At 69.0% G+C, this 19,018-nt stretch carries 19 protein-coding genes; 13 read left to right on the plus strand and 6 right to left on the minus strand.

What is annotated here, in order from left to right:
• Nucleotides 1-4: 4 nt before the first annotated feature.
• The 3 genes from ACWD5F_RS42205 to ACWD5F_RS42215 all read left to right on the plus strand — a co-directional run bounded on the left by ACWD5F_RS42205 (nt 5) and on the right by ACWD5F_RS42215 (nt 1,720).
• Nucleotides 5-505 (plus strand): hypothetical protein, encoded by a 501-nt coding sequence (locus ACWD5F_RS42205; protein WP_451261508.1) that lies wholly within the window; start codon nt 5-7, stop codon nt 503-505.
• Nucleotides 506-516: 11 nt separating this feature from the next.
• The gene (locus ACWD5F_RS42210; RefSeq protein ID WP_451261509.1) at nt 517-1,032 is read left to right on the plus strand and encodes a hypothetical protein; all 516 of its coding nucleotides are present in this window, start codon (nt 517-519) and stop codon (nt 1,030-1,032) included.
• A 94-nt stretch (nt 1,033-1,126) separates the two neighbouring features.
• Entirely contained in the window at nt 1,127-1,720 is a 594-nt protein-coding gene (locus tag ACWD5F_RS42215; protein ID WP_451261510.1) for a hypothetical protein, read from the plus strand.
• Nucleotides 1,721-1,760: 40 nt separating this feature from the next.
• Here the strand turns inward: ACWD5F_RS42215 and ACWD5F_RS42220 are convergent, their stop codons facing one another.
• Together ACWD5F_RS42220 and ACWD5F_RS42225 are read right to left on the minus strand one after the other, a co-directional pair.
• Complete coding sequence (locus ACWD5F_RS42220) at nt 1,761-2,834, minus strand: hypothetical protein (protein ID WP_451261511.1); 1,074 nt, start codon at nt 2,832-2,834, stop codon at nt 1,761-1,763.
• Nucleotides 2,831-3,481, minus strand: coding sequence for a hypothetical protein (locus ACWD5F_RS42225; RefSeq protein WP_451261512.1), 651 nt, complete (start codon nt 3,479-3,481; stop codon nt 2,831-2,833). Before ACWD5F_RS42225 ends, ACWD5F_RS42220 begins: the two co-directional genes overlap by 4 nt.
• Before the next feature lie 327 nt (nt 3,482-3,808).
• Between ACWD5F_RS42225 and ACWD5F_RS42230 the strand changes: the two genes are divergently transcribed.
• From ACWD5F_RS42230 to ACWD5F_RS42245, 4 genes are all read left to right on the plus strand, one after another.
• Complete coding sequence (locus tag ACWD5F_RS42230; RefSeq protein WP_451261513.1) at nt 3,809-6,823, plus strand: BTAD domain-containing putative transcriptional regulator; 3,015 nt, start codon at nt 3,809-3,811, stop codon at nt 6,821-6,823.
• A 65-nt stretch (nt 6,824-6,888) separates the two neighbouring features.
• Nucleotides 6,889-7,635: a prepilin peptidase gene (locus ACWD5F_RS42235; protein WP_451261514.1), complete on the plus strand. Its 747-nt coding sequence runs from the start codon at nt 6,889-6,891 to the stop codon at nt 7,633-7,635.
• Nucleotides 7,636-7,707: 72 nt separating this feature from the next.
• A complete protein-coding gene (mqnC, locus tag ACWD5F_RS42240) occupies nt 7,708-8,922 on the plus strand; it encodes a cyclic dehypoxanthinyl futalosine synthase (RefSeq protein ID WP_451261515.1) in 1,215 nt (404 codons plus the stop codon).
• 15 nt (nt 8,923-8,937) lie between these two features.
• Nucleotides 8,938-9,351, plus strand: a complete 414-nt coding sequence (locus ACWD5F_RS42245; protein ID WP_451261516.1) for an imidazolonepropionase-like domain-containing protein — start codon at nt 8,938-8,940, stop codon at nt 9,349-9,351.
• Nucleotides 9,352-9,417: 66 nt separating this feature from the next.
• Here ACWD5F_RS42245 and ACWD5F_RS42250 read toward each other — a convergent pair whose 3' ends face one another.
• Entirely contained in the window at nt 9,418-10,461 is a 1,044-nt protein-coding gene (locus tag ACWD5F_RS42250; RefSeq protein ID WP_451261517.1) for a hydrolase, read from the minus strand.
• A 335-nt stretch (nt 10,462-10,796) separates the two neighbouring features.
• On the opposite strand from ACWD5F_RS42250, the gene ACWD5F_RS42255 reads away from it, so the two are divergent.
• From ACWD5F_RS42255 to ACWD5F_RS42270, 4 genes are all read left to right on the plus strand, one after another.
• Nucleotides 10,797-11,186, plus strand: a complete 390-nt coding sequence (locus tag ACWD5F_RS42255) for a hypothetical protein (RefSeq protein ID WP_451261518.1) — start codon at nt 10,797-10,799, stop codon at nt 11,184-11,186.
• An 18-nt stretch (nt 11,187-11,204) separates the two neighbouring features.
• Nucleotides 11,205-13,574, plus strand: coding sequence for a bifunctional polysaccharide deacetylase/glycosyltransferase family 2 protein (locus ACWD5F_RS42260; RefSeq protein WP_451261519.1), 2,370 nt, complete (start codon nt 11,205-11,207; stop codon nt 13,572-13,574).
• A 109-nt stretch (nt 13,575-13,683) separates the two neighbouring features.
• The gene (locus ACWD5F_RS42265) at nt 13,684-14,754 is read left to right on the plus strand and encodes an acyltransferase family protein (RefSeq protein ID WP_451261595.1); all 1,071 of its coding nucleotides are present in this window, start codon (nt 13,684-13,686) and stop codon (nt 14,752-14,754) included.
• Nucleotides 14,755-14,789: 35 nt separating this feature from the next.
• A complete protein-coding gene (locus ACWD5F_RS42270) occupies nt 14,790-15,485 on the plus strand; it encodes a demethylmenaquinone methyltransferase (RefSeq protein ID WP_401714241.1) in 696 nt (231 codons plus the stop codon).
• Nucleotides 15,486-15,526: 41 nt separating this feature from the next.
• On the opposite strand, the gene ACWD5F_RS42275 is transcribed toward ACWD5F_RS42270, so the two are convergent.
• Together ACWD5F_RS42275 and ACWD5F_RS42280 are read right to left on the minus strand one after the other, a co-directional pair.
• The gene (locus ACWD5F_RS42275) at nt 15,527-15,844 is read right to left on the minus strand and encodes a PASTA domain-containing protein (protein WP_401714239.1); all 318 of its coding nucleotides are present in this window, start codon (nt 15,842-15,844) and stop codon (nt 15,527-15,529) included.
• A 183-nt stretch (nt 15,845-16,027) separates the two neighbouring features.
• The gene (locus ACWD5F_RS42280; RefSeq protein ID WP_401714237.1) at nt 16,028-16,534 is read right to left on the minus strand and encodes a GNAT family N-acetyltransferase; all 507 of its coding nucleotides are present in this window, start codon (nt 16,532-16,534) and stop codon (nt 16,028-16,030) included.
• Between the two features lie 98 nt (nt 16,535-16,632).
• Between ACWD5F_RS42280 and ACWD5F_RS42285 the strand changes: the two genes are divergently transcribed.
• Nucleotides 16,633-17,928: a geranylgeranyl reductase family protein gene (locus ACWD5F_RS42285; protein WP_401714235.1), complete on the plus strand. Its 1,296-nt coding sequence runs from the start codon at nt 16,633-16,635 to the stop codon at nt 17,926-17,928.
• 142 nt (nt 17,929-18,070) lie between these two features.
• Entirely contained in the window at nt 18,071-18,340 is a 270-nt protein-coding gene (locus ACWD5F_RS42290) for a hypothetical protein (protein WP_451261520.1), read from the plus strand.
• Nucleotides 18,341-18,354: 14 nt separating this feature from the next.
• On the opposite strand, the gene def is transcribed toward ACWD5F_RS42290, so the two are convergent.
• Nucleotides 18,355-18,981: a peptide deformylase gene (gene def / locus ACWD5F_RS42295; RefSeq protein ID WP_451261521.1), complete on the minus strand. Its 627-nt coding sequence runs from the start codon at nt 18,979-18,981 to the stop codon at nt 18,355-18,357.
• Nucleotides 18,982-19,018: the final 37 nt, after the last annotated feature.

The following is a 19,018-nucleotide window of genomic DNA, read 5'->3' on the forward strand; positions in this document are numbered from 1 at the left end:
TTCCATGGAACTGACCGGACACTCGACCGACTACATCGTGGACGGGTCTTTCCCGCAGGCCATGAGCCGCTTCGTCCGGCGTGCGCAACAGCGTTGGCCCGGGCTCTTCGTGTACGGGGAGCCGGTTGCCCACGCGGCAGCGGCGGACTGGCAACTTCCCGAAGCGGACGCCGACGATTTCGCGAGCATCGTCACCTTCTCGTCGGGTTCGGAGATGGAGGACTTCTGGGAGGAGAACGGGTACGCACTCGATGCCTCGGGGCAGGGGCCGTATGCCCTCTTCTACCGGCCACATGTAGAGCCGTTGCGGGCCGCGAAGGTATCTGGAGTCGAGGTCGGCTCGCCAGGAGCGGCGGAAGCTGTGGAAGGAACAGCATTGCTGATGTCCGAGTACTACGCCGTCAGCCTCGTCACGCCGGCGGATCCTGCGGTCGACCGGTTCTCAAAGGCGGTCGTGGACGATTTCACCGAGTCGTTCCGAGAGTCTCCGGTCGCAGGTGAGTAGGAGGCGGTGAAGTGGTCGACGTAGGCGTGGAATTGGATCTGCTGTGCGGCCTTGACGAACTTACCGGTCCGGCCGTGGAGGCGGTTCTCGTCGGGTCGGGGTGGACGGGTGAGCGCAGGAATCCCGCGAAGGCGTGGGCCACGACCTGGAGTCGTGGTGACGCCACGGTGTGGATCCAGGGTGATGGGCCGTCCGTGCAGGTGGAGTTCACGGTGTGGTTCCGCGAGGTCGAGGACGAGTGGCCCGATCCGGACACGTACATCGACGGCCTTTACGACGCTGCTTCCGCCGAACTCCCGCGTGTTGTGTCCCAGTTGGAGTCCGGTGCTGTCGGAGGGCGGCTCGAGGCCGTCGGTGAGGAGGACCTCACCGACGGTGCGGACTTCGTCGACCACACCGCGTGGAGAATTTCGGGGAAGGTCGTCCTGGCCGGCGTCAAGCACGATGACACCGAGACGCCTGTACAACTCGTTGTGGTGCTGCGGGAATCCTCCCGTTGCGGAGTGAGCGGGCCGGTGAGTTCATGACCGCCGAATTCGTGATGCGTCTCGACGAGGGGATGCTCGCGTACTTCCGGGACACCGTGTAGTGGTTGTGTCGGAAACGGGGCTCGGGTACGACGTGTTCGCTCCGCTGTGGGCGATCCTGGAGTTGGGGGCGGTCAGGGACGCAGGGGTGCGGCCCCTGCGGGACGTCTCACTCACCGACTTCGTGGCGGGTCGCCGGGACAAGGTGGATCGACTTCTCCAACTGGTGCGCGACATCGGTGACTTCTCCGACGAGACCATGTCCATTTTCGAGAGGCAGGGCGGGTGGAACGACAACTGTGAGGTGACGGCCGAGTACTTGATGATGTATTCGGGCTGTATCGAGACCTATCCACCCGACACCGATGACCCCGTCGTCCGGCGCCGCATGCTGGACATGGGCAGCGACCTCCAGTCGGTCACCTTGCTGCACGCCCTGGTGGGCACCGCCGCCGTGAGAGGGCCCGGCCTGGCGACGGCACCGCGACTCATCGTCTCCGCCGTGCGGATGGCAGGGTCACTGGTGGGTGCCGATGGTGACCGAGTGGTGGCGGATGTCTTCCGCATGTGGCGCGTCGCATTCCTGCCGGACCTCTTGCGTCCTAATGCACCGACGCGGGCGGGTGCCAAGGAGAGTCTGCGGGATTACGCCCACGAGTTGGGGCGGCTGACTGAAGAACAGGGGTGAACGGGCGAGCCGATGACTCGTACGAGTGGTCTTCGCCGGCTCAGCGGTTGATCGACTGGATCTCCTGGACGTTCATGTCCTGGGTCGTGTCGAAGGTGCCGTCGGGGAGGTTGCCGCCGGTGCCGTCCGTTCCTTCCCAGGTGATCTGCCAGGTGATGCTGGCCTTGAGGTGGTACGGCGTGCCGTCCGTGGCATGGAGGTAAGTGATGCCGCACGGTGGGGTCTTGTCGGCGTCGCCCTTGACGTAGGGGGTGCCGATCGAGCCGTCGTCGTTGATCTTGCAGTCGCCTGAAGCGGGGGACGTCGTGGCGTCGTCCGTGCCGGGCTCCAGGTGGAGGGCGACGGGCTTGGCGGTCGTTTCCGCCCAGAGGTTCGTGCGGGGGAGTTCGGCGCGGACCTTGATCTCCTGGAACGTGCCCTTGTCCAGCCAGACCCAAGTGGGCAGGTTCACCGTGGACTTGGTGGCGGGCTTCAGTTCGATCTCGGTGCCGGGGACCTGGATCTGGTTGTAGGCGTAGTCCGCCAGCATCTTCGGCGTGGGAGCGTTCGGGACCTTCGGGATCTGGCCGGGGTCCTGCCAGAACATGATCTTGCCGCAGTCCCAGGAGTCGGGGTCCTCGACGTCGGGGGCGACGCTGCGCCAGAAGTAGCCGTCCTTGCCGATGTTGTAGTCCTTGTACCCCGGGGCGGTCGACCAGGTGTCGTCGAAGTTCTTCTCGGGCTTGCCGTCCTGGTAGTGGTCGGTCCACAGGCCCTTGCCGACCCACGTCTCGTGGATGCCGACGTCGCCCACTCCGTCCGACTCGTCCACGAACGCCTTCAGCTCCTCGCCGGTGAAGACGGGCTCGTACCAGCAGGCCGGAGGCTTCCAGTCGACGTCGACGGAGGAGAGCCGACCGCGCTTGCCGCCGGTGGGGCCGCTGACTTGGCGCACCTTGATGCGGGAGTAGGAGGCGGAGGCGTAGAGGTTCTTGCCATCTGCTCCACCGGAGGGGGCCGTGGGCGTGGTCGTCTTGCCCGGCTGGGTGTTGGCGTTCGCGACACCCCCGGCGCACAGCGCCAGGGCGACGGCGGCGACCGGAACCAGCAGGCGTGAGGGAGCCGACAACCTCATGCCTGGCACTCCTTCGCCTTGCCGGCCACCTCGATGACGGATGCCTTCCAGATCTTGGAGGAGCCGGTCGGCGGGAGCATCAGCACGCTGTACTTCAGGTAACTGTCCAGGTTCGCGTCCGTGTAGAGGACTTTCCCGGACTTGATCTCCTTGCTGTAGAACTTGGCCTGGTTCTCGCAGAAACGGACGAGGACCCGCTTGCCGTCGTTCAGCGTCTTGACGTCCTGGTCGTAGAACCTGTCGGTTCCGGTGGGGGTCCAGCCGCCCTTCACCCAGGCCTGGATCTGCTGCTTCGCGTACGTCGCGGCCTGACCGCCGGAGTAGTACTGGTACGCCGGGTCGTCCGGGTCCTGCTTGACGATGCCGTGGTTCAGCGCGCGCAGGTAGTTCTGGGCGTTGGTGAGCGCTGCCGCCTGCTTGACGTCGGACGGCTCGGTGAAGTCGAAGACCAGCTTCACATCCGACGGAACACGCACGTCGGGCGCGTTGCCGTCGGCTGCCGCCGACGCCGACGGGCTCGACGACCCCGTGTCCGCCCCCTTGATGTCCCCCGAAGACGAATCGTCACCCCCACCACACCCCGTGAGCAGAAAGCTCGCCGCGATGGTGAGTGCGGTGGCGGTCGTGGTCAGAGCGCGGCGGGCCACGTTTGATCTCCCCCGAGGTTGGCGTGTGTGCAACAGAGAACGAAGCTATCAGGGGCGGGTCAGGGGGCCTTGGGGCCGGTGGGGGGATTGTGTGGGGAACGTGGGGGGTGAGTCGGGCTTTTGGGGCGGGCGGTGCGGTATCGGGCGAGGGTGGGTCTCACCTCCGTATCAGACCTTCGACGATGCAAATAAGAGTCAATAGGATCTCTGTAGGCTCACTAGCCGTCCCGCTCCACCCTGCTTACCGCTCCACTCCGTTCCCCGCTCCACCCCACCCGACGCGCACCCGCTCGACCCACCCACTCGACACGACCCAGGACTCCCGCCATGCCGCGACGCCGCACCGCAAGCTCATCAAGCTCGACGGGCAACTCGACCGGCAACCCGTCGGCTCCCAGGAATCGGACGCCTCAGCCCGTCCGGATCCGGCGGCGTAGTTTCGGGGACTTCGTGAAGGCGTTCTTCGCGTTCGTGGCGCTGCTCGTGCTGGTCGTCGGGGTGCCGGGGGCGCTCGCGATGTTCGTGGGCTGGCCGTTGCCCAGCGGGGCGCCGAAGATGGCCTGGTTGCAGAGCGAGATCAGCGTCACCACCTTCCTCAACATCCTCACGGTGATCGTCTGGCTGGCCTGGGCGCAGTTCACCGCCTGTGTGCTGGTGGAAGTGAAGGCCGCGATGTCCGGCGTCGGCGTGCCGGGGCGGGTGCCCGGGTCCGGGCCCAGTCAATTGCTCGCCCGGCAGCTCGTCGCCGCGCTGCTGCTGGTCGGGGCCACCGCCGCCAGCCTCACCCCCGGGCTCTCGCAGCTCGGGCAGCACAGCATGGACGGGAACCAGAAGCCCACCGTCGCCGCCGCCCAGCAGACCCCGGGGCTCTTCGCGCAGCAGCAGGAACAGGCGGCCGGTACCGCCGCCGCGCTCGCCGAACAGGCCACCCACGCGGCCGCGCAGGCCGACGCCGGCGGCACGGTCAAGCAGGCCGACACGAAGTACTACCGGATCCAGCCGCCCGAGGGGCGCCACCACGACTCCCTCTGGGAGATCGCCCAGCGGCACCTCGGCGACGGCCGCCGGTACAAGGAGATCTACCAGCTCAACAAGGACCGCGTGCAGCCCGACGGGTCGAGGTTGTCCGAGGCCAGTCTCATCCGGCCCGGCTGGATCATGGAGATGCCCGGCGACGCCCACGGCGGCGAACTCGTCGAGATGCCCGACGCCAACGCGTCCGACGCGTCCAGTACGTCCAACGCCTCGGATCAGCTTCAGCAGCAGATCCACGACTACGCGAAGAGCGGCGACCAGGCCCAGAGCGGGGGGCAGCAGGCCCAGGGCGGGGGGCAGCAGGCCCAGGGCGGTGGCGAACACGGCACCGCCCACCTCACCCTCCCCGCGCAGCGACCCGCCGCCGACGCCGGACAGCAGCACGCCTCCGACCCCGCCTCCCACTCCGCCGGCAGTGATTCCTTCGGGCTCCCCGAGGCTCTCCTCGGCGCCCCCCTCCTCGCCGCCGGTCTCCTCCTCGCCCTCGGGCGACGGCGCCGGCAGGCCCTGTGGCAGTCGGCGTTCGGTGCCGTCGGCGGGCGGCGCGGGATGGAGCCGCCCACGCCCACGGGCGACGCCGCCGACGCGCAGGACGCCCTTCTCGTCGGCGCCGACCCCGAAGGCGTACGACTGCTCGACCGGTCGTTGCGTGGGTTGTCCGCGCAACTCGCCGCCGAGTCAAGGGCGTTGCCGACCGTGTACGCCGCCTGGCTGACCAACGGTGATCTGCATCTGCAACTCGCCCAGCCCGCCGGCAAGCCCCCGGCCCCCTGGCAGCTCGGGCAGGATCAGACCTTCTGGATGCTGTCGCGCACGGACGGCGAGCGGTACGAGGATGTCGACACCGCCGCTCCCTACCCCGGGCTCGTCAGCCTCGGCACGATGGACGACTCGCGGCTGCTGCTCAACTTGGAGTCCGTGCCCGGCATCGTCTCGCTGAGCGGGCGGGAGGCCGACCGGGCCGCCGTATTCGCCTCCGTGGCCGCCGAGTTGGCGACCAACGGGTGGTCGGACCGCATGACCATCACCCTCGTCGGCTTCGGCGAGGACCTCACCCCGCTCGCGCCCAACCGGCTGCGCCACCTCGACGGCATCGACGACCTGATCGAGACCATGGAGGCCGAGACCCGGCAGCGGCGCGGAGCCCTCGGCGCGGCGGGGCACCACTCCGTACTGACCGGCCGCACCGGGCCCGCCCAGCACACCCGTTGGGCCCCGCATCTCGTTCTCCTCGCCGCCACCCCGTCCGCCGAGGACGCCGTAAAGCTGGCCGAACTCGCTTCCGGAGCGGGCCACTTGGGCATCGGCTACCTCGTCGGCACCGAGACCGGCGAACTGCCCGGCGCCGCCTGGGAGATGGAGATCACCGGCGAGGGCAAGCTCCTCGCCCCCCTACTCGGGCTCGAACTCGACGCCCAGATGCTGCCGGCCGCCCAACAGCGCGCCGTCGTCGACCTGTTCGTCGAGGCCGACCCCGAGCGCGATCCCCAAGGGCCCACGACCACACCGCCGTTCCTCGTCGACATCAGCGAGCAGGGACGGCCCGCGGTGTACGCGCGGCTCGTCGGCCCGTACGAGATCATCGGCCTCGACACCCCGGACGGGGAGCGCAGCGCACTGCTGCACGAGGCGCTCGCGCTGCTGCTTCTGCACCGCGAGGGCGTCCACCCGCGCGTGCTGTCCTCCGCGTTGTGGCCGCGGGGCGTCACGGCGGACGTGCGGGACGCGCTCCTGGAGCGGCTGCGGGCCTGGCTCGGCGCTGACCCCGACGGCACCCCGCGGCTCAGCTCCGACTCCACCGGACGGCTCGTGCTCGCCAAGTCCGTCGTCTCCGACCTGGATGTGTTGCGCTCGCTCTACCACGAGGCGACGCAGGGCAAGGGTGTCGACAGTCGGGCCGTGCGCGGGCGTCTGCTCACGGACGCGCTGGTCCTCGTCCGCGGGCCGCTGCTCGCCGACCGGCCCGAGGGCCGCTACCGCTGGCTCACCCACGAGATCATCGACGCCCAACTCCCGCTGCTCGTCGCGGACATCGGCCTCGCCCTCTCCGCCTTCCACCTCGAGAAGAACCGCGCCGAGAAGGCCATCGAGGCCCTCAACGCGGCCCTCAACTCCGCCCCCGGCGACGAGCGCCTCTGGAACGAACTCCTCCGCGCCACCCACGCCACCGCAGACACCGCCCGCCTCCAGTCCGTCGCCGCCGACCTCGTCAACCGCAGCGGCGCCCGCGGCCTCCCGCCCCGCACCGAGGCCCTCCTCGACGAACTCCTGCCGACATGGCGCAACGGCGTCGCAGCGGTGGGTTGAGCAGCGCGGTGAGCGACGGAGTGAGCGACGCGGTGGCTACGGAGTGAGGGCGGGGTGACAGCGCAGTGAGTACGGGGGTGCTGATCGCCGTCGCCGCGCTCTGGGGCGCGGTGGCGGGAGCGTTGCTGCCGCGAGCCGCCTACCGTTTCTCCGCGCCGATGGGGGAGGCCTGGCGGGACACGTGCCCGCGCAGGCATGCGATCGGTGGGTGGCTCGGCGGGTGGATCGGGCCGGCGCGGTGCGGGGAGTGCGCTCCGACGGAGGCCCGCTACGGCTCCCGTACCCCCGTGACCGCCGCGTCCACCGCCCTCGTCTGCGCCGCCCTCGCCGCCGCCACCGGTACCCGGCCCGAACTCGGGGTGTGGCTGCTGCTCGCGCCGGTCGGGGTGCTGCTGACGCTCGTCGACTTCCGGGTGCAACGGCTGCCCGACCCGCTGACCCTGCCCCTCGCGGGCGTGGCGCTCGCGCTGCTGGGGGCCGTGGCCTTCGTACCGGAGCACGCGGGGGACTGGTCGACGGCGCTGTACGGCGCCCTCGCGCTCGGCGGCGGGTTCTTCCTGCTGTTCCTGATCAACCCCGGTGGCATGGGCTTCGGCGACGTGAAGCTGGCGCTCGGTCTTGGGGCGGTGCTCGGGTGGTACGGGTGGGCGACGGTGATGCTGGGCACGTTCGCCGCGTTCCTGTTCGGCGGGTTGTACGGCGGTGCGCTGGTCGTCGGGCGGCGGGCGGGGCGCAAGACGGCGATCGCGTTCGGGCCGTTCCTGATCGCGGGGGCGTTCGTGGGGCTGCTGATCGGGGCCTACGCCGCCTGACGTCGGGCTTGTCGGAGGGCTGGCGTACGCTGGCTTGGTCCGTCCACAACCCTTGACGAAAGGGACGCCCCGGTGACCGAGAAGGCCGACCTCGCATCTTTTGATGTCACAGCCGTGCTCGACCGTGCCGCCGCCGGTGGGCGGATCACCCCGGAAGAGGCCCTCGTCCTCTACCGCGACGCCCCGCTGCACGCGCTCGGCGCGGCCGCCGACGCCGTGCGCCGCCGTAGGTACGCGGGCACCGAGCACATCGCGACGTACATCATCGAGCGCAACATCAACTACACGAACGTGTGCGTCACGGCGTGCAAGTTCTGCGCCTTCTACGCCGCTCCCAAGGACACCGCCAAGGGCTGGACGCGGGACCTGGACGACATCCTGCGCCGGTGCGCGGAGACCGTCGAACTCGGCGGTACGCAGATCATGTTCCAGGGCGGCCACCACCCGGACTTCGGCGTCGAGTACTACGAGAAGCACTTCGCGGCGATCAAGGGCGCGTTCCCGCAGCTGGTCATCCACTCCCTCGGCGCGTCCGAGGTCGAGCACATGGCCCGGATCAGCGGGGTGTCGGTCGAGGAGGCCATCACCCGGATCCACGCGGCCGGTCTCGACTCCTTCGCGGGCGCCGGCGCCGAGCTGCTGCCCGCGCGCCCCCGCAAGGCGATCGCGCCCCTCAAGGAGTCCGGCGAGCGCTGGCTGGAGATCATGGAGACGGCGCACAACCTGGGCGTCGAGTCCACGTCGACCATGCTCATGGGCACCGGCGAGACCAACGCCGAGCGCATCGAGCACCTGCGGATGATCCGTGACGTACAGGACCGGACGGGCGGCTTCCGCGCCTTCATCCCGTACACCTACCAGCCCGAGAACAACCACCTGAAGGGCCGCACGCAGGCCACGCTCTTCGAGTACCTGCGCATGATCGCCATCGCGCGCCTCTTCATGGACAACATCGCCCACATCCAGGGCAGTTGGCTCACCACCGGCAAGGAGGTCGGCCAACTCTCCCTGCACTACGGCGCGGACGACCTCGGCTCGATCATGCTGGAGGAGAACGTCGTCTCCTCCGCCGGCGCCAAGCACCGCTCCAACCGCATGGAGATCATCGACCTGATCCGCAAGGCGGGCCGCGTGCCGGCCCAGCGGGCCACGACGTACGAGCACCTCGTCGTCCACGACGACCCGGCGAACGACCCCGTCGACGAGCGGGTCATGTCCCACATCTCCTCCACCGCGATCGCGGGCGGCACGGCCCACCCCGAGCTGAAGCTCCTCGCGTCCAACTGACGAACTGAAGCTCCTGTGCTGACGATTCACACGGCGGACGCGGGCGACGCGGTCGCGGTCGAGGGCGCCCGGATCGCGGGCGTGGGGAGTCTGGCGGAGGTCCAGGAGCGGTTCCCCGGCGCCCGGGTCCGGACGTGGCCGGGCACCCTGGGCCCGGCCCGCATCCACGAGGGGCCACTGCCGGAGGCCCCGAGCCCGAGGGAACGTATCCACGGGGTACTGAAGTTGGGGGCGACGGCGGTCTTGGAGCGGTACGTCGACTCACCTGAACTACGGGCGGCGGCGAAGAGGAACGACGTCCTGATCCTCGCTAGCCCCCACAGGGAAGCCATCGTTGCCCAGGGGCGAGCGGACTTGGCGGTCTTCGACGAGACCGGCGCATGCATCGCGACGGTATGCGCAGGCAGGCTGGTCCACAGACGCCGGTGACTGCAGCGCCCCGTCAGGGGCGCGGGGAACTGCGCGACCAGCTACATACAACCCGCACGCACCCACTCACCCCGCGAACGCTTCCCCAAACGCCCCCGCACTCTGATCAACCCCACTGCAATCGGTCGCCGCATCGTCAGACGCAGAGTCCCCGTCTTCACACTGCTGATCCCGAAACGTCGACCACATGGAAACCCACGCGATCTCCTTCTCCTCGGCGAACGCCCGAACATCCGCCGCGTCGGACAGAGTCAGCGTCTCCCCGTCCACGTCATTGACGCCGATCATCGAAGTGAGCGCCATCCCCCGCCACGCATCCGCGTCGGACAACCCGAACACCTTCTCCAACTGCGCATGCGCGGCCTTCGCCGAGGTCACCGCATAGTCGCCCATGTCCCCGTCGTACGACTCCCCGTAGTTCATGGTCATGAGATTCACCGAGGACACCTGAACGTCGTACTTGTTCGCCGACTCCAGCAGAGCGACCCCGTCGGAGTCGAGCCCCGACGGCATCACCGGCAAAGTGAACGTCACCTGGAGATCGCTCCGTTCCTTCTGAAGCAACGCGATCGCCTCGGACCGCAGAGCAACCCCGTCGGAGTCGGTCAACTCATCGCCCTCGATGTCGAAGTCGGCCTCGGAGGACCCGGCCGCGTCCAACGCCTTCCCATACGCGGCGGCCAGCGCAGCCGCGCTGTCGCAGGTGGACGCCAGTTCCTTCCCGGAAGCCCCACCGAAGGACACCCGAACACTGGCACCATCACTCTTCAGCTCAGAGATCCGAGACGTCACCGCCGAATCGCCGACGGCCTCCGTGCCGTTCCACTTGGGCGTGCACGTGCTGCCGGAGGCGATCACGAAGGCCAGGTTGTACGTCGTCGGGGAGCCGGCCGAGTCGTTGTCGGACGCCTCCGTCGCGCTGACGTAGGGGGCGTACGAGGTACTGGACGTCGCCTCCGCCTCCTGCGAGGCGCTCGCGCTGGGGGTCGTGCTCTGTTTCGGAGGATCCGACGCCGCGTCCGAGGTGTTGTCGGAACCGGCGGAGCACCCCGTCGTGGCCAGGGCAAACAGACATGTGACCCCGACCGCCGGCTTCAGGAAACCCCGCATTGAAGATGCACCCGCTCTCGTGATTTCTGTCTCACGCGTGAAACAAAGTCCCATTCAAATAGAGAACGTCTCACACGAGGCCGCTGTTCATGAAGACGGCCAACACACAGGAAACGCATGGGAGATGTGGTGCGAATCGTATCAACCGGGCGGAATAAATAGGGCATTGGGCTCCTACTCCCTCGTGTGTCACCGTGCAGGCGTTCATTGAATCTCATAGCCAAGCGACAGGTTAAGAGGTCTCTCATATGCGCCTCACAAGAAAACTGCCCCCGGACACATAAAGACTCTCTAATGTCCGGGGAATGCATTCCGAGCCTGCCATCGAAAACCGCGTGACCGCACGCGGTCGCCGCCGCAAACGCGGCAACGAGTCCGCCGAGGGACCCGTGTTCGTTGACAACTCCGGACGCCGCTCGAAGCTGCTGCGCCGGATCGGTCTCTTTGTCAGCGTCCTGTGTCTCGGGTACGCAGCCGTGCTCGTCCTGGCCTTCATGGGCATCGGCACGTCGATCAACCCGTCCTCGCTGCTGCCCTTCGGCAACGGCCAGGCGGGACCCGGGAACGGCAACGTCCCCGCCGGCTACCGCCAGCAGGGCGGCCTCGGCCACCAGGTGGGCGACCGTCCCAGCGGCCTCCCCTCCGCACCGCCCTCGGGCCTCCCCACCACGTCCCCCTCACCGTCCTCGTCCTCGTCCGCGTCCGCCGCCGCGAACGCCAACTGAGGGGAACGGCACACCCACATGTCCACGACGACGACGTCCTCACGCGGCCGTCGGCGTGCCCCCTCCCGCATCGAGCGGGCGGCGGGCAAGGCCGCGGCGCTGCAGAAACCGCGAGTCATCCTCGCCCTGCTGCTCCTTCTCGCGCTGACCTGCATCATGCTGCTCGACGGCTATCTGCGCGCCGAGGTCGGCGGCGACCAGCGGGTGCGCGACGGGGCCAGTTCCAGCAAGGTCCCCGACAAGGTCCTCAACGGCGGGCCGATCGTCAGGTTCCAGGGCGGTCAGGCCACGACGATCTCCGTACCGAAGAAGACGATCGCGCTCACCTTCGACGACGGCCCGAACCCCACGTACACGCCCCAGGTCCTCAAGATCCTGGAGGAGAACGACGTCCCGGCCACCTTCTTCGTGGTCGGCTCGATGGTCTCGCGCTATCCGAGCATCGTGAAGGACATGGTCCAGCAGGGCAACGAGGTGGGGATCCACACCTTCACCCACGTCGACCTGTCGTACCAGAGCGACTCCCGCATCAAGCGTGAGATGGAGCAGACCCAGCTCGCGCTGGCGGGCGCGGCCGGCATCACGACCACGCTCTTCCGCGCGCCGTACTCCTCGGAGACGGACGCCATCGACAACTACAGCTGGCCCGTCTACAAGAAGCTCGGCGCCGACGGATACATCAGCGTCTTCGTCGACACCGACAGCGACGACTGGAAGAAGCCGGGCGTCTCGAAGATCGTGGACTGGGCCACGCCCAAGGGCACGACGGGCGCGGCGGTCCTCATGCACGACGCGGGCGGTGATCGCGAGCAGACGGTCGAGGCGCTGCCGACGTACATCAAGAAGATGAAGGCGAAGGGCTACACCTTCACCACCATCAGCGGGGTCGTGGAGAAGGACAGCGCCAGCAACCGCCGGGCGGGGGCGACCGGTTCGGCGACGGCGACGGTTCCCGGTGCGAGCGGGCAGGCCGCGGGCGGGCCGAACGGCGCGGAGGGGAAAGCCGGTTCAGGCACCCAGGGCACGCAAGGCACCCAGGGGAACGGCAACGGAAATGCCGCCGCCCTGGCCCAGGCCCGCCTCCAGGCCGCCCACCGCACCGCCACCGGCGCAACCCTCTACGAGGGCAAGGCACTTGTGATGGCCGTCGCCGTCGCCGAGTGGACCGTACCCGCGCTCTCGGTCGGGCTGATCATCGTGGGCGTGGCCGTCATGGGCCGCTTCGGGATGATGCTGATCCTCGCCCGGCGGCACTACAGACAGCGCAACAAACGCCGGTTCAGCTGGGGGCCGACCGTCACCCGGCCGGTGAGCGTGATCGTCCCGGCGTACAACGAGAAGGAGTGCATCGCCAACACCCTCAAGTCGCTGGCGAAGAGCACCCATCCGATCGAGGTCATCGTGGTCGACGACGGCTCGACCGACAACACCTCCGAGATCGCCCGCGACGCGGCCAGGGAACTGGGCATGACCAACGTCCGGGTCATCCGCCAGGAGAACGCGGGCAAGCCGGCCGCTCTCAACAACGGTGTGCGCAGCGCCAGTTACGACATCGTCGTGATGATGGACGGCGACACCGTCTTCGAGCCGGAGGCCGTGCACCAGCTGGTGCAGCCCTTCGCCGACCCCGAGGTCGGCGCGGTCGCGGGCAACGCGAAGGTCGGCAACCGCGACACGATCATCGGCGCCTGGCAGCACATCGAGTACGTGATGGGCTTCAACCTCGACCGCCGCATGTACGACCTGCTGCGCTGCATGCCCACGATCCCGGGCGCGATCGGCGCGTTCCGCCGGGACGCGGTGCTCCAGGTCGGCGGCATGAGCGAGGACACCCTCGCCGAGGACACCGACATCACCATCGCGATGCACCGCGCAGGCTGGCGGGTCGTCTACCAGGAGCACGCCAGGGCCTGGACGGAGGCGCCCGGTTCGCTCAAGCAGCTGTGGTCGCAGCGCTACCGCTGGTCGTACGGGACCATGCAGGCGCTGTGGAAGCACCGCAAGTCCCTTACGGACAAGGGTCCTTCGGGCCGCTTCGGCCGGGTCGGCATGCCGCTCGTGGTGATCTTCCAGATCGTCACGCCGGTCTTCGCCCCGCTGATCGACGTGTTCACGGCGTACTCGATGATCTTCGTGGACTTCCAGGCGGCGCTCTACGCGTGGCTCGCGGTCCTCGGCATCCAGCTCTTCTGCGCGGCGTACGCCTTCCGGCTGGACCGCGAGAAGTACCGGTACCTGCTGATGATGCCGCTGCAACAGCTGGCCTACCGCCAGATGATGTACCTCGTCCTCATCCATTCCTGCATCACCGCCCTCACCGGCGGCCGCCTGCGCTGGCAGAAGCTCAAGCGCACGGGCGAGGTCGGGACTCCGGCGGGGGTGAGCTGAGGTGGGTTCGCACAGAAGAGGGGCACCTGCTCCTGCGCCTTCGCATACGCCTACGGCGGTGCCTGTGACCACGACTCTGCCCGCGGCTGCGGTCACGGCTGAACCGGACATCCAGAGCACCGCCCCGCTCCCGCTCCCTCAACCCCCCACCCGCGACCGCTACTTCGACACCCTGCGCGCGGTCGCCCTCATCCGGGTCGTCACCTATCACACCTTCGGGTGGGCCTGGTGCGGGATGGTCTTCCCGTCCATGGGCATCATGTTCGGCCTGGCCGGCACGCTCATGGCCAAGTCGCTGGAGCGGCCCGCGGCCAAGGTGCTGAGGAGCCGGCTGCGCAGGCTGCTGCCGCCGTTCTGGTTCTGGGGCGTCTTCGTCGTCCTCGCGATGCTGGTGCACGACTGGATGCCGGGCTGGGAGATCGTCTACTGGGTCGTGCCGCTCGGCGACCCGCCGGGCAACGCGTGGGGCGAGCAGGCCTGGGAGATCCTCTGGTACCTGCGGACGTACCTGTGGTTCGTGCTCCTCTCCCCGCTGCTCCTACGGGTCTTCCGGCTCGCTCCGGTCTTCGTGCTGTTGCTGTCCCTGGCCCCGATCCTGGTCCTCACCTACCTGTGGGCCGGGCCCGACAACCGCTTCGGCAGCGCCCTGTGGGACCTGTCGACGTACCTCTTCTGCTGGCTGCTCGGCTTCGCGCACCGCGACGGCGTGCTGGAGCGGCTGAAGCCCGCCCTGGTGGTCGTCCTCTCGCTCGCCGCGCTCGGCTACGGCGGCTGGTACGCCTTCTCGCAGCAGGGCGAGGTCGGCACCTACGACCTCGACGAGATCCCGCTCGCCCAGGCCTTCTGGTCGGCCGGGTTCGTGCTGCTGCTGATGTGGGCCAAGGCGTACTTCCGGATCGACTTCGCCCGGCTGGCCCGGTTCCGGCGGACGGACCGGGTGGTCACGGTCTTCAACGCGCGTGCGGTCACGATCTACCTCTGGCACGAGATCGCGCTGATCCTGGCGGTGCCGCTGATCGACCAGTTCTGGAACGTGCCCGCGTTCGAGAAGTGGCTGCCGCTGGACAGTCAGTGGTTCATGTTCGGGATCGGCTGGATCCTGATCGCGGTGTTCGTGCTGGCGTGCGGCTGGGTGGAGGACGTGGCGGCGAAGAAGCGGCCGCGGCTGCTGCCCTCCTGAGCGGCCGGCGGGGGCCGTACTGCAAGAATGGCCCGGTGACCCGCGCCTCCCTGAACAAGCAGCCGCACGAAGTCGCCTCGATGTTCGACGACGTGGCGGAACGGTACGACCTGACCAACGACGTGCTGTCGCTGGGCCAGGACCGGGTGTGGCGCAAGGAGGTGGCGAGGGCGGTCGACGCGCGGCCCGCGCAGAAGATCCTCGACCTGGCCGCCGGTACGGCGACCTCGTCGCTGCCGTTCGCCCGCACGGGCGCGTACGTCGTCCCGTGCGACTTCTCGCTCGGCATGCTCAAGGTCGGCAAGAAGAACCACTCCTGGCTGCCGTTCACCGCGGGCGACGCGACGAAGCTGCCCTTCCGGGACGACGTGTTCGACGCCGTCACGATCTCCTTCGGGCTGCGCAACGTGCAGGACTACGACTCCGCGCTGCGCGAGATGTACCGGGTGACCAAGCCCGGCGGACGGGTCGTGATCTGCGAGTTCTCGCACCCGACCTGGGCGCCCTTCCGGACCGTCTACACCGAGTACCTGATGCGGGCGCTGCCGCCGGTGGCCCGCGCGGTGTCCTCGAACCCGGACGCGTACGTCTATCTCGCCGAGTCCATCCGCGCCTGGCCCGACCAGCCCGCGCTCGCCGGCCACCTCCAGAAGGCCGGCTGGTCGAAGGTGGCCTGGCGCGACCTCACGGGCGGCGTGGTCGCCCTGCACCGGGGCTTCAAGCAGAGCTGAGGGCCCTTCCAGGGGCTGTGAACGGGGCTGCGGACGGGGCTTCAGGCCGAGCTGACGAAGGCGTACGGGTCGCCGCCGCCGGGCTCGTTCAGTTCGCGTTGCAGTCCGCCGCCGGGTGGCCTGGGCAGGCGCGGCTCGCGCACCCCGCCACCACCGTCGCCCTCACCGAAGTCGAACCACACGTACACCACGGAGTCCCGGGGCACCTCGGCGTTGGGCTGCGGGTACTGCCGTACGACGTACTCGACCACGGTCTGGTGGAAGTCGGGCCGGTCCGGCGCGTTCAGGAAGAGGCCGGTGTCCTCGGCTGTCCTGCGCGCGTCCATGGCCATCAGACCGACCAGCCGTGGCACTCGCACTTCGGGTGTTTTGGGTGTTAAGCGCACAGATGTCACCCCCAGCGGTACTGGCAGAGTAACCGCCGGGGGGTGGCGATCGGAAGGTCCAAGTGTCTTTCTGTAGCAGTCAGTTACTGTGGGTGACTTTTCCCGATCATCTACGATCACGGATCGCGCCGGCACCTTACGTGTCGCGCCGGCGCCTCACAGGTCGAGCCGGTAGCAGTGCCCCTCCCGGTCGCTCGACGGCGTCCGGAAGACCTCGTCGAGCCGCATGCCCAGTCGTCGCGTCACCGCGATGGACCGCTCGTTCTCGGCGATGACCATCGCCACCACCGTCGGCACGCCCGCCGCCCGCAGCCGCTCCAGGGTCATCTGCGCGGCCGTGGTCGCGTACCCCTTGCCCCAGAACTCCCGGCCGAGGCGCCAGCCGATCTCGATCTCGCCCTTGGGGCCCCAGTCCTGCGGCCAGGGCTGGGCGCCGGTGAAGCCGATCACCCGGCCGGTGTCGTCGACCATGGTCCACAGGCAGAAGCCGTGCTCGGCGTCGTGCCGGCGCTGGCGGGCGGTGAGCTCCTCGTAGACGGACAGCTCCGCGGTCCGGCCGCCGTGGAACTCCATCACGTCCGGGTCGTCGAAGATCCGGTGCCAGGCCACCGCGTCCTCGTCGGTGGGGACGCGCAGCCGTACGACGGGCAGAGCTCGGTTCACGTTGGCAGCCCTTCAGCCGGGTGATCAATTCTGCTGAATAGACTGCCCTTGTCCAGTGCCCGTCGGCACGCAGATTCCGAACTTGGGGAGATCCCGCCGTGACCGTCGTGACTGAGCCGCTCTCCGAAAACACCGCCGATGTGATCGTCGTCGGCGCGGGGCCGGCCGGCTCCACGACCGCGTACCACCTCGCCAAGTCCGGACTCGACGTACTCCTGCTGGAGAAGACCGAGTTCCCGCGCGAGAAGGTGTGCGGCGACGGCCTCACCCCGCGAGCCACCAAGCAGCTGGTGGCCATGGGCATCGACATCTCCGAGGAGGCCGGCTGGCTGCGCAACAAGGGGCTGCGCATCATCGGCGGCGGCGTCCGCCTCCAGCTCGACTGGCCGGACCTCGCCTCGTACCCGGACTACGGTCTGGTCCGCAAGCGCGACGACTTCGACGAGCAGCTCGCCCGCAACGCCCAGAAGGCGGGCGCCCGGCTGTACGAGCGCTGCAACGTCGGCGCCCCGATCGTCGACGACCGCACCGGCCGCATCACCGGCGTGCACGCCAAGCTCGGCGAGGACAAACGCGAAGTCACCTTCCACGCGCCGCTGGTGGTCGCCGCCGACGGCAACTCCACGCGCCTGTCCCTGGCGATGGGCCTGCACCGCCGCGAGGACCGCCCGATGGGTGTCGCGGTGCGCACGTACTTCACCTCGCCCCGCCACGAGGACGACTACCTGGAGTCCTGGCTGGAGCTGTGGGACCGCCGCGGCCCGGGCGAGGACCGGCTGCTGCCCGGCTACGGCTGGATCTTCGGCATGGGCGACGGCACCTCCAACGTCGGCCTCGGCGTGCTCAACACCTCCGACTCCTTCAAGGAGCTGGACTGGCGCGAGGTGCTGAAGGCCTGGTGCGCGTCCATGCCCGAGGACTGGGGCTACACCCCCGACAACATGACAGGACCGATCCGCGGCGCCGCGCTCCCCATGGCCTTCAACCGCCAACCGCACTACACGCGCGGGCTGCTGCTCGTCGGCGACGCGGGCGGCATGGTCAACCCCTTCAACGGCGAGGGCATCGCCTACGCCATGGAGTCCGGCCAGATCGCCGCCGACGTCATCGTCCAGGCCCACGCCCGCCCGACGCCCGCGAGCCGCGAACTGGCCCTCCAGCGCTACCCGCGCGTCCTCAAGGACACCTACGGCGGCTACTACACGCTCGGCCGCGCCTTCGTGAAGCTCATCGGCAACCCGAAGGTCATGAAGATCGCGGCCCAGCGCGGCCTGACCCACCCCCTGCTGATGAAGTTCACCCTCAAGATGCTGGCCAACCTCACCGACCCGACGGGCGGCGACGCGATGGACCGCATCATCAACGGCCTGAGCAAGGTGGCCCCGAAGGCGTGAGCGCCGCCCCGGTCGCCGCCGCGAGTGACGCGGGATGATTGCGGCGGATTCCGGGCATGACGATCTCCCTCGGGTGCCATATTCGGGGTGAGCGCACACCGACGGCGGACTCGCGCGAACCGGTGGCGCCCCAGGGGGATCGATGACTGTCTCGGCACTGCTGCTGCTCGTCCTGGCGGCCCTGATCGGAGTCATGGCGTGGCGGCTGGTCTTCAGCGTCCGCCGTCTGAACGCCGGTCAGGATCCGGCTCGTCGGGGGCCCGCCCTTCCGGACCTGACCCGCCAGGAGCCCCGCCGGCGGGATCCGGGTGCCGGAACCGGAGAGCCACGGCGGCCGATGCTCACCGTGGCCTCCGAACTGGCGGCGATCGTCGGGCTCCTGATCGCCTTCATCGCCCTGCTCAAGAACTGAGGGCCGTCGGCCGGTCAGCTGTGGAGCGCCTCGATGTTGGCGGTCCGGCGGGTGTACACCTCGTCGCGGTGTTCCTCCACCTGCCGTAGCGCGTCCCGGCGTTGGCGCTTGGAGAGCCGGTCCAGGTAGACGTGGCCGTTGACGTGGTCCGTCTCGTGGGCGAGGCAGCGGGCGAAATAGCCCGTTCCCTCGACGACGATCGGCTCGCCGTCCTTGTCGAGGCCGCGCACCACGGCCAGGTCCGGGCGGGGCAGTTCCATGACGGCGCCCGGCACGGACAGGCACCCCTCGTTGTCGTCGAGCAGCCGGCGTCCGGTCGGGTCGAGGGCTTCGAGGACCGGGTTGACGATGTGCCCGACGTGCCGGACCCCGTCGTCGTCGGGGCAGTCGTAGACGAACAACCGCAGATCGACGCCGACCTGGTTCGCCGCGAGGCCGGCTCCCTCGGCGACGTACATCGTGAGGAACATGTCGTCGATCAGCGCGGCGAGGTCGGGTCCGAACTCGGTGATGTCCCGGCAGGGCTTGTGCAGCACCTCTTCGCCGACCTCGGTGATGCGCCGCACCGACCCGCGCCGGGCCTCGGGCGCGAGCGGCGGATACGAGTCGACGGGCTTCCCCTGGACGAACACACTGGGCATGGCTGTCTCTCCTGTCGTGTGAGGACGCTGTGGCGGG

The sequence above is a fragment of the Streptomyces sp. NPDC002499 genome (assembly GCF_053595415.1).

Coding starts and splice junctions, on each gene's coding strand:
- ACWD5F_RS42260 (WP_451261519.1), top strand. CDS start 11,205: ATGTCCACGACGACGACGTCCTCACGCGGCCGTCGGCGTGCCCCCTCC.
- ACWD5F_RS42230 (WP_451261513.1), top strand. CDS start 3,809: ATGCCGCGACGCCGCACCGCAAGCTCATCAAGCTCGACGGGCAACTCG.
- def (WP_451261521.1), bottom strand. CDS start 18,981: ATGCCCAGTGTGTTCGTCCAGGGGAAGCCCGTCGACTCGTATCCGCCG.
- ACWD5F_RS42220 (WP_451261511.1), bottom strand. CDS start 2,834: ATGAGGTTGTCGGCTCCCTCACGCCTGCTGGTTCCGGTCGCCGCCGTC.
- ACWD5F_RS42290 (WP_451261520.1), top strand. CDS start 18,071: ATGACTGTCTCGGCACTGCTGCTGCTCGTCCTGGCGGCCCTGATCGGA.
- ACWD5F_RS42205 (WP_451261508.1), top strand. CDS start 5: ATGGAACTGACCGGACACTCGACCGACTACATCGTGGACGGGTCTTTC.
- ACWD5F_RS42250 (WP_451261517.1), bottom strand. CDS start 10,461: ATGCGGGGTTTCCTGAAGCCGGCGGTCGGGGTCACATGTCTGTTTGCC.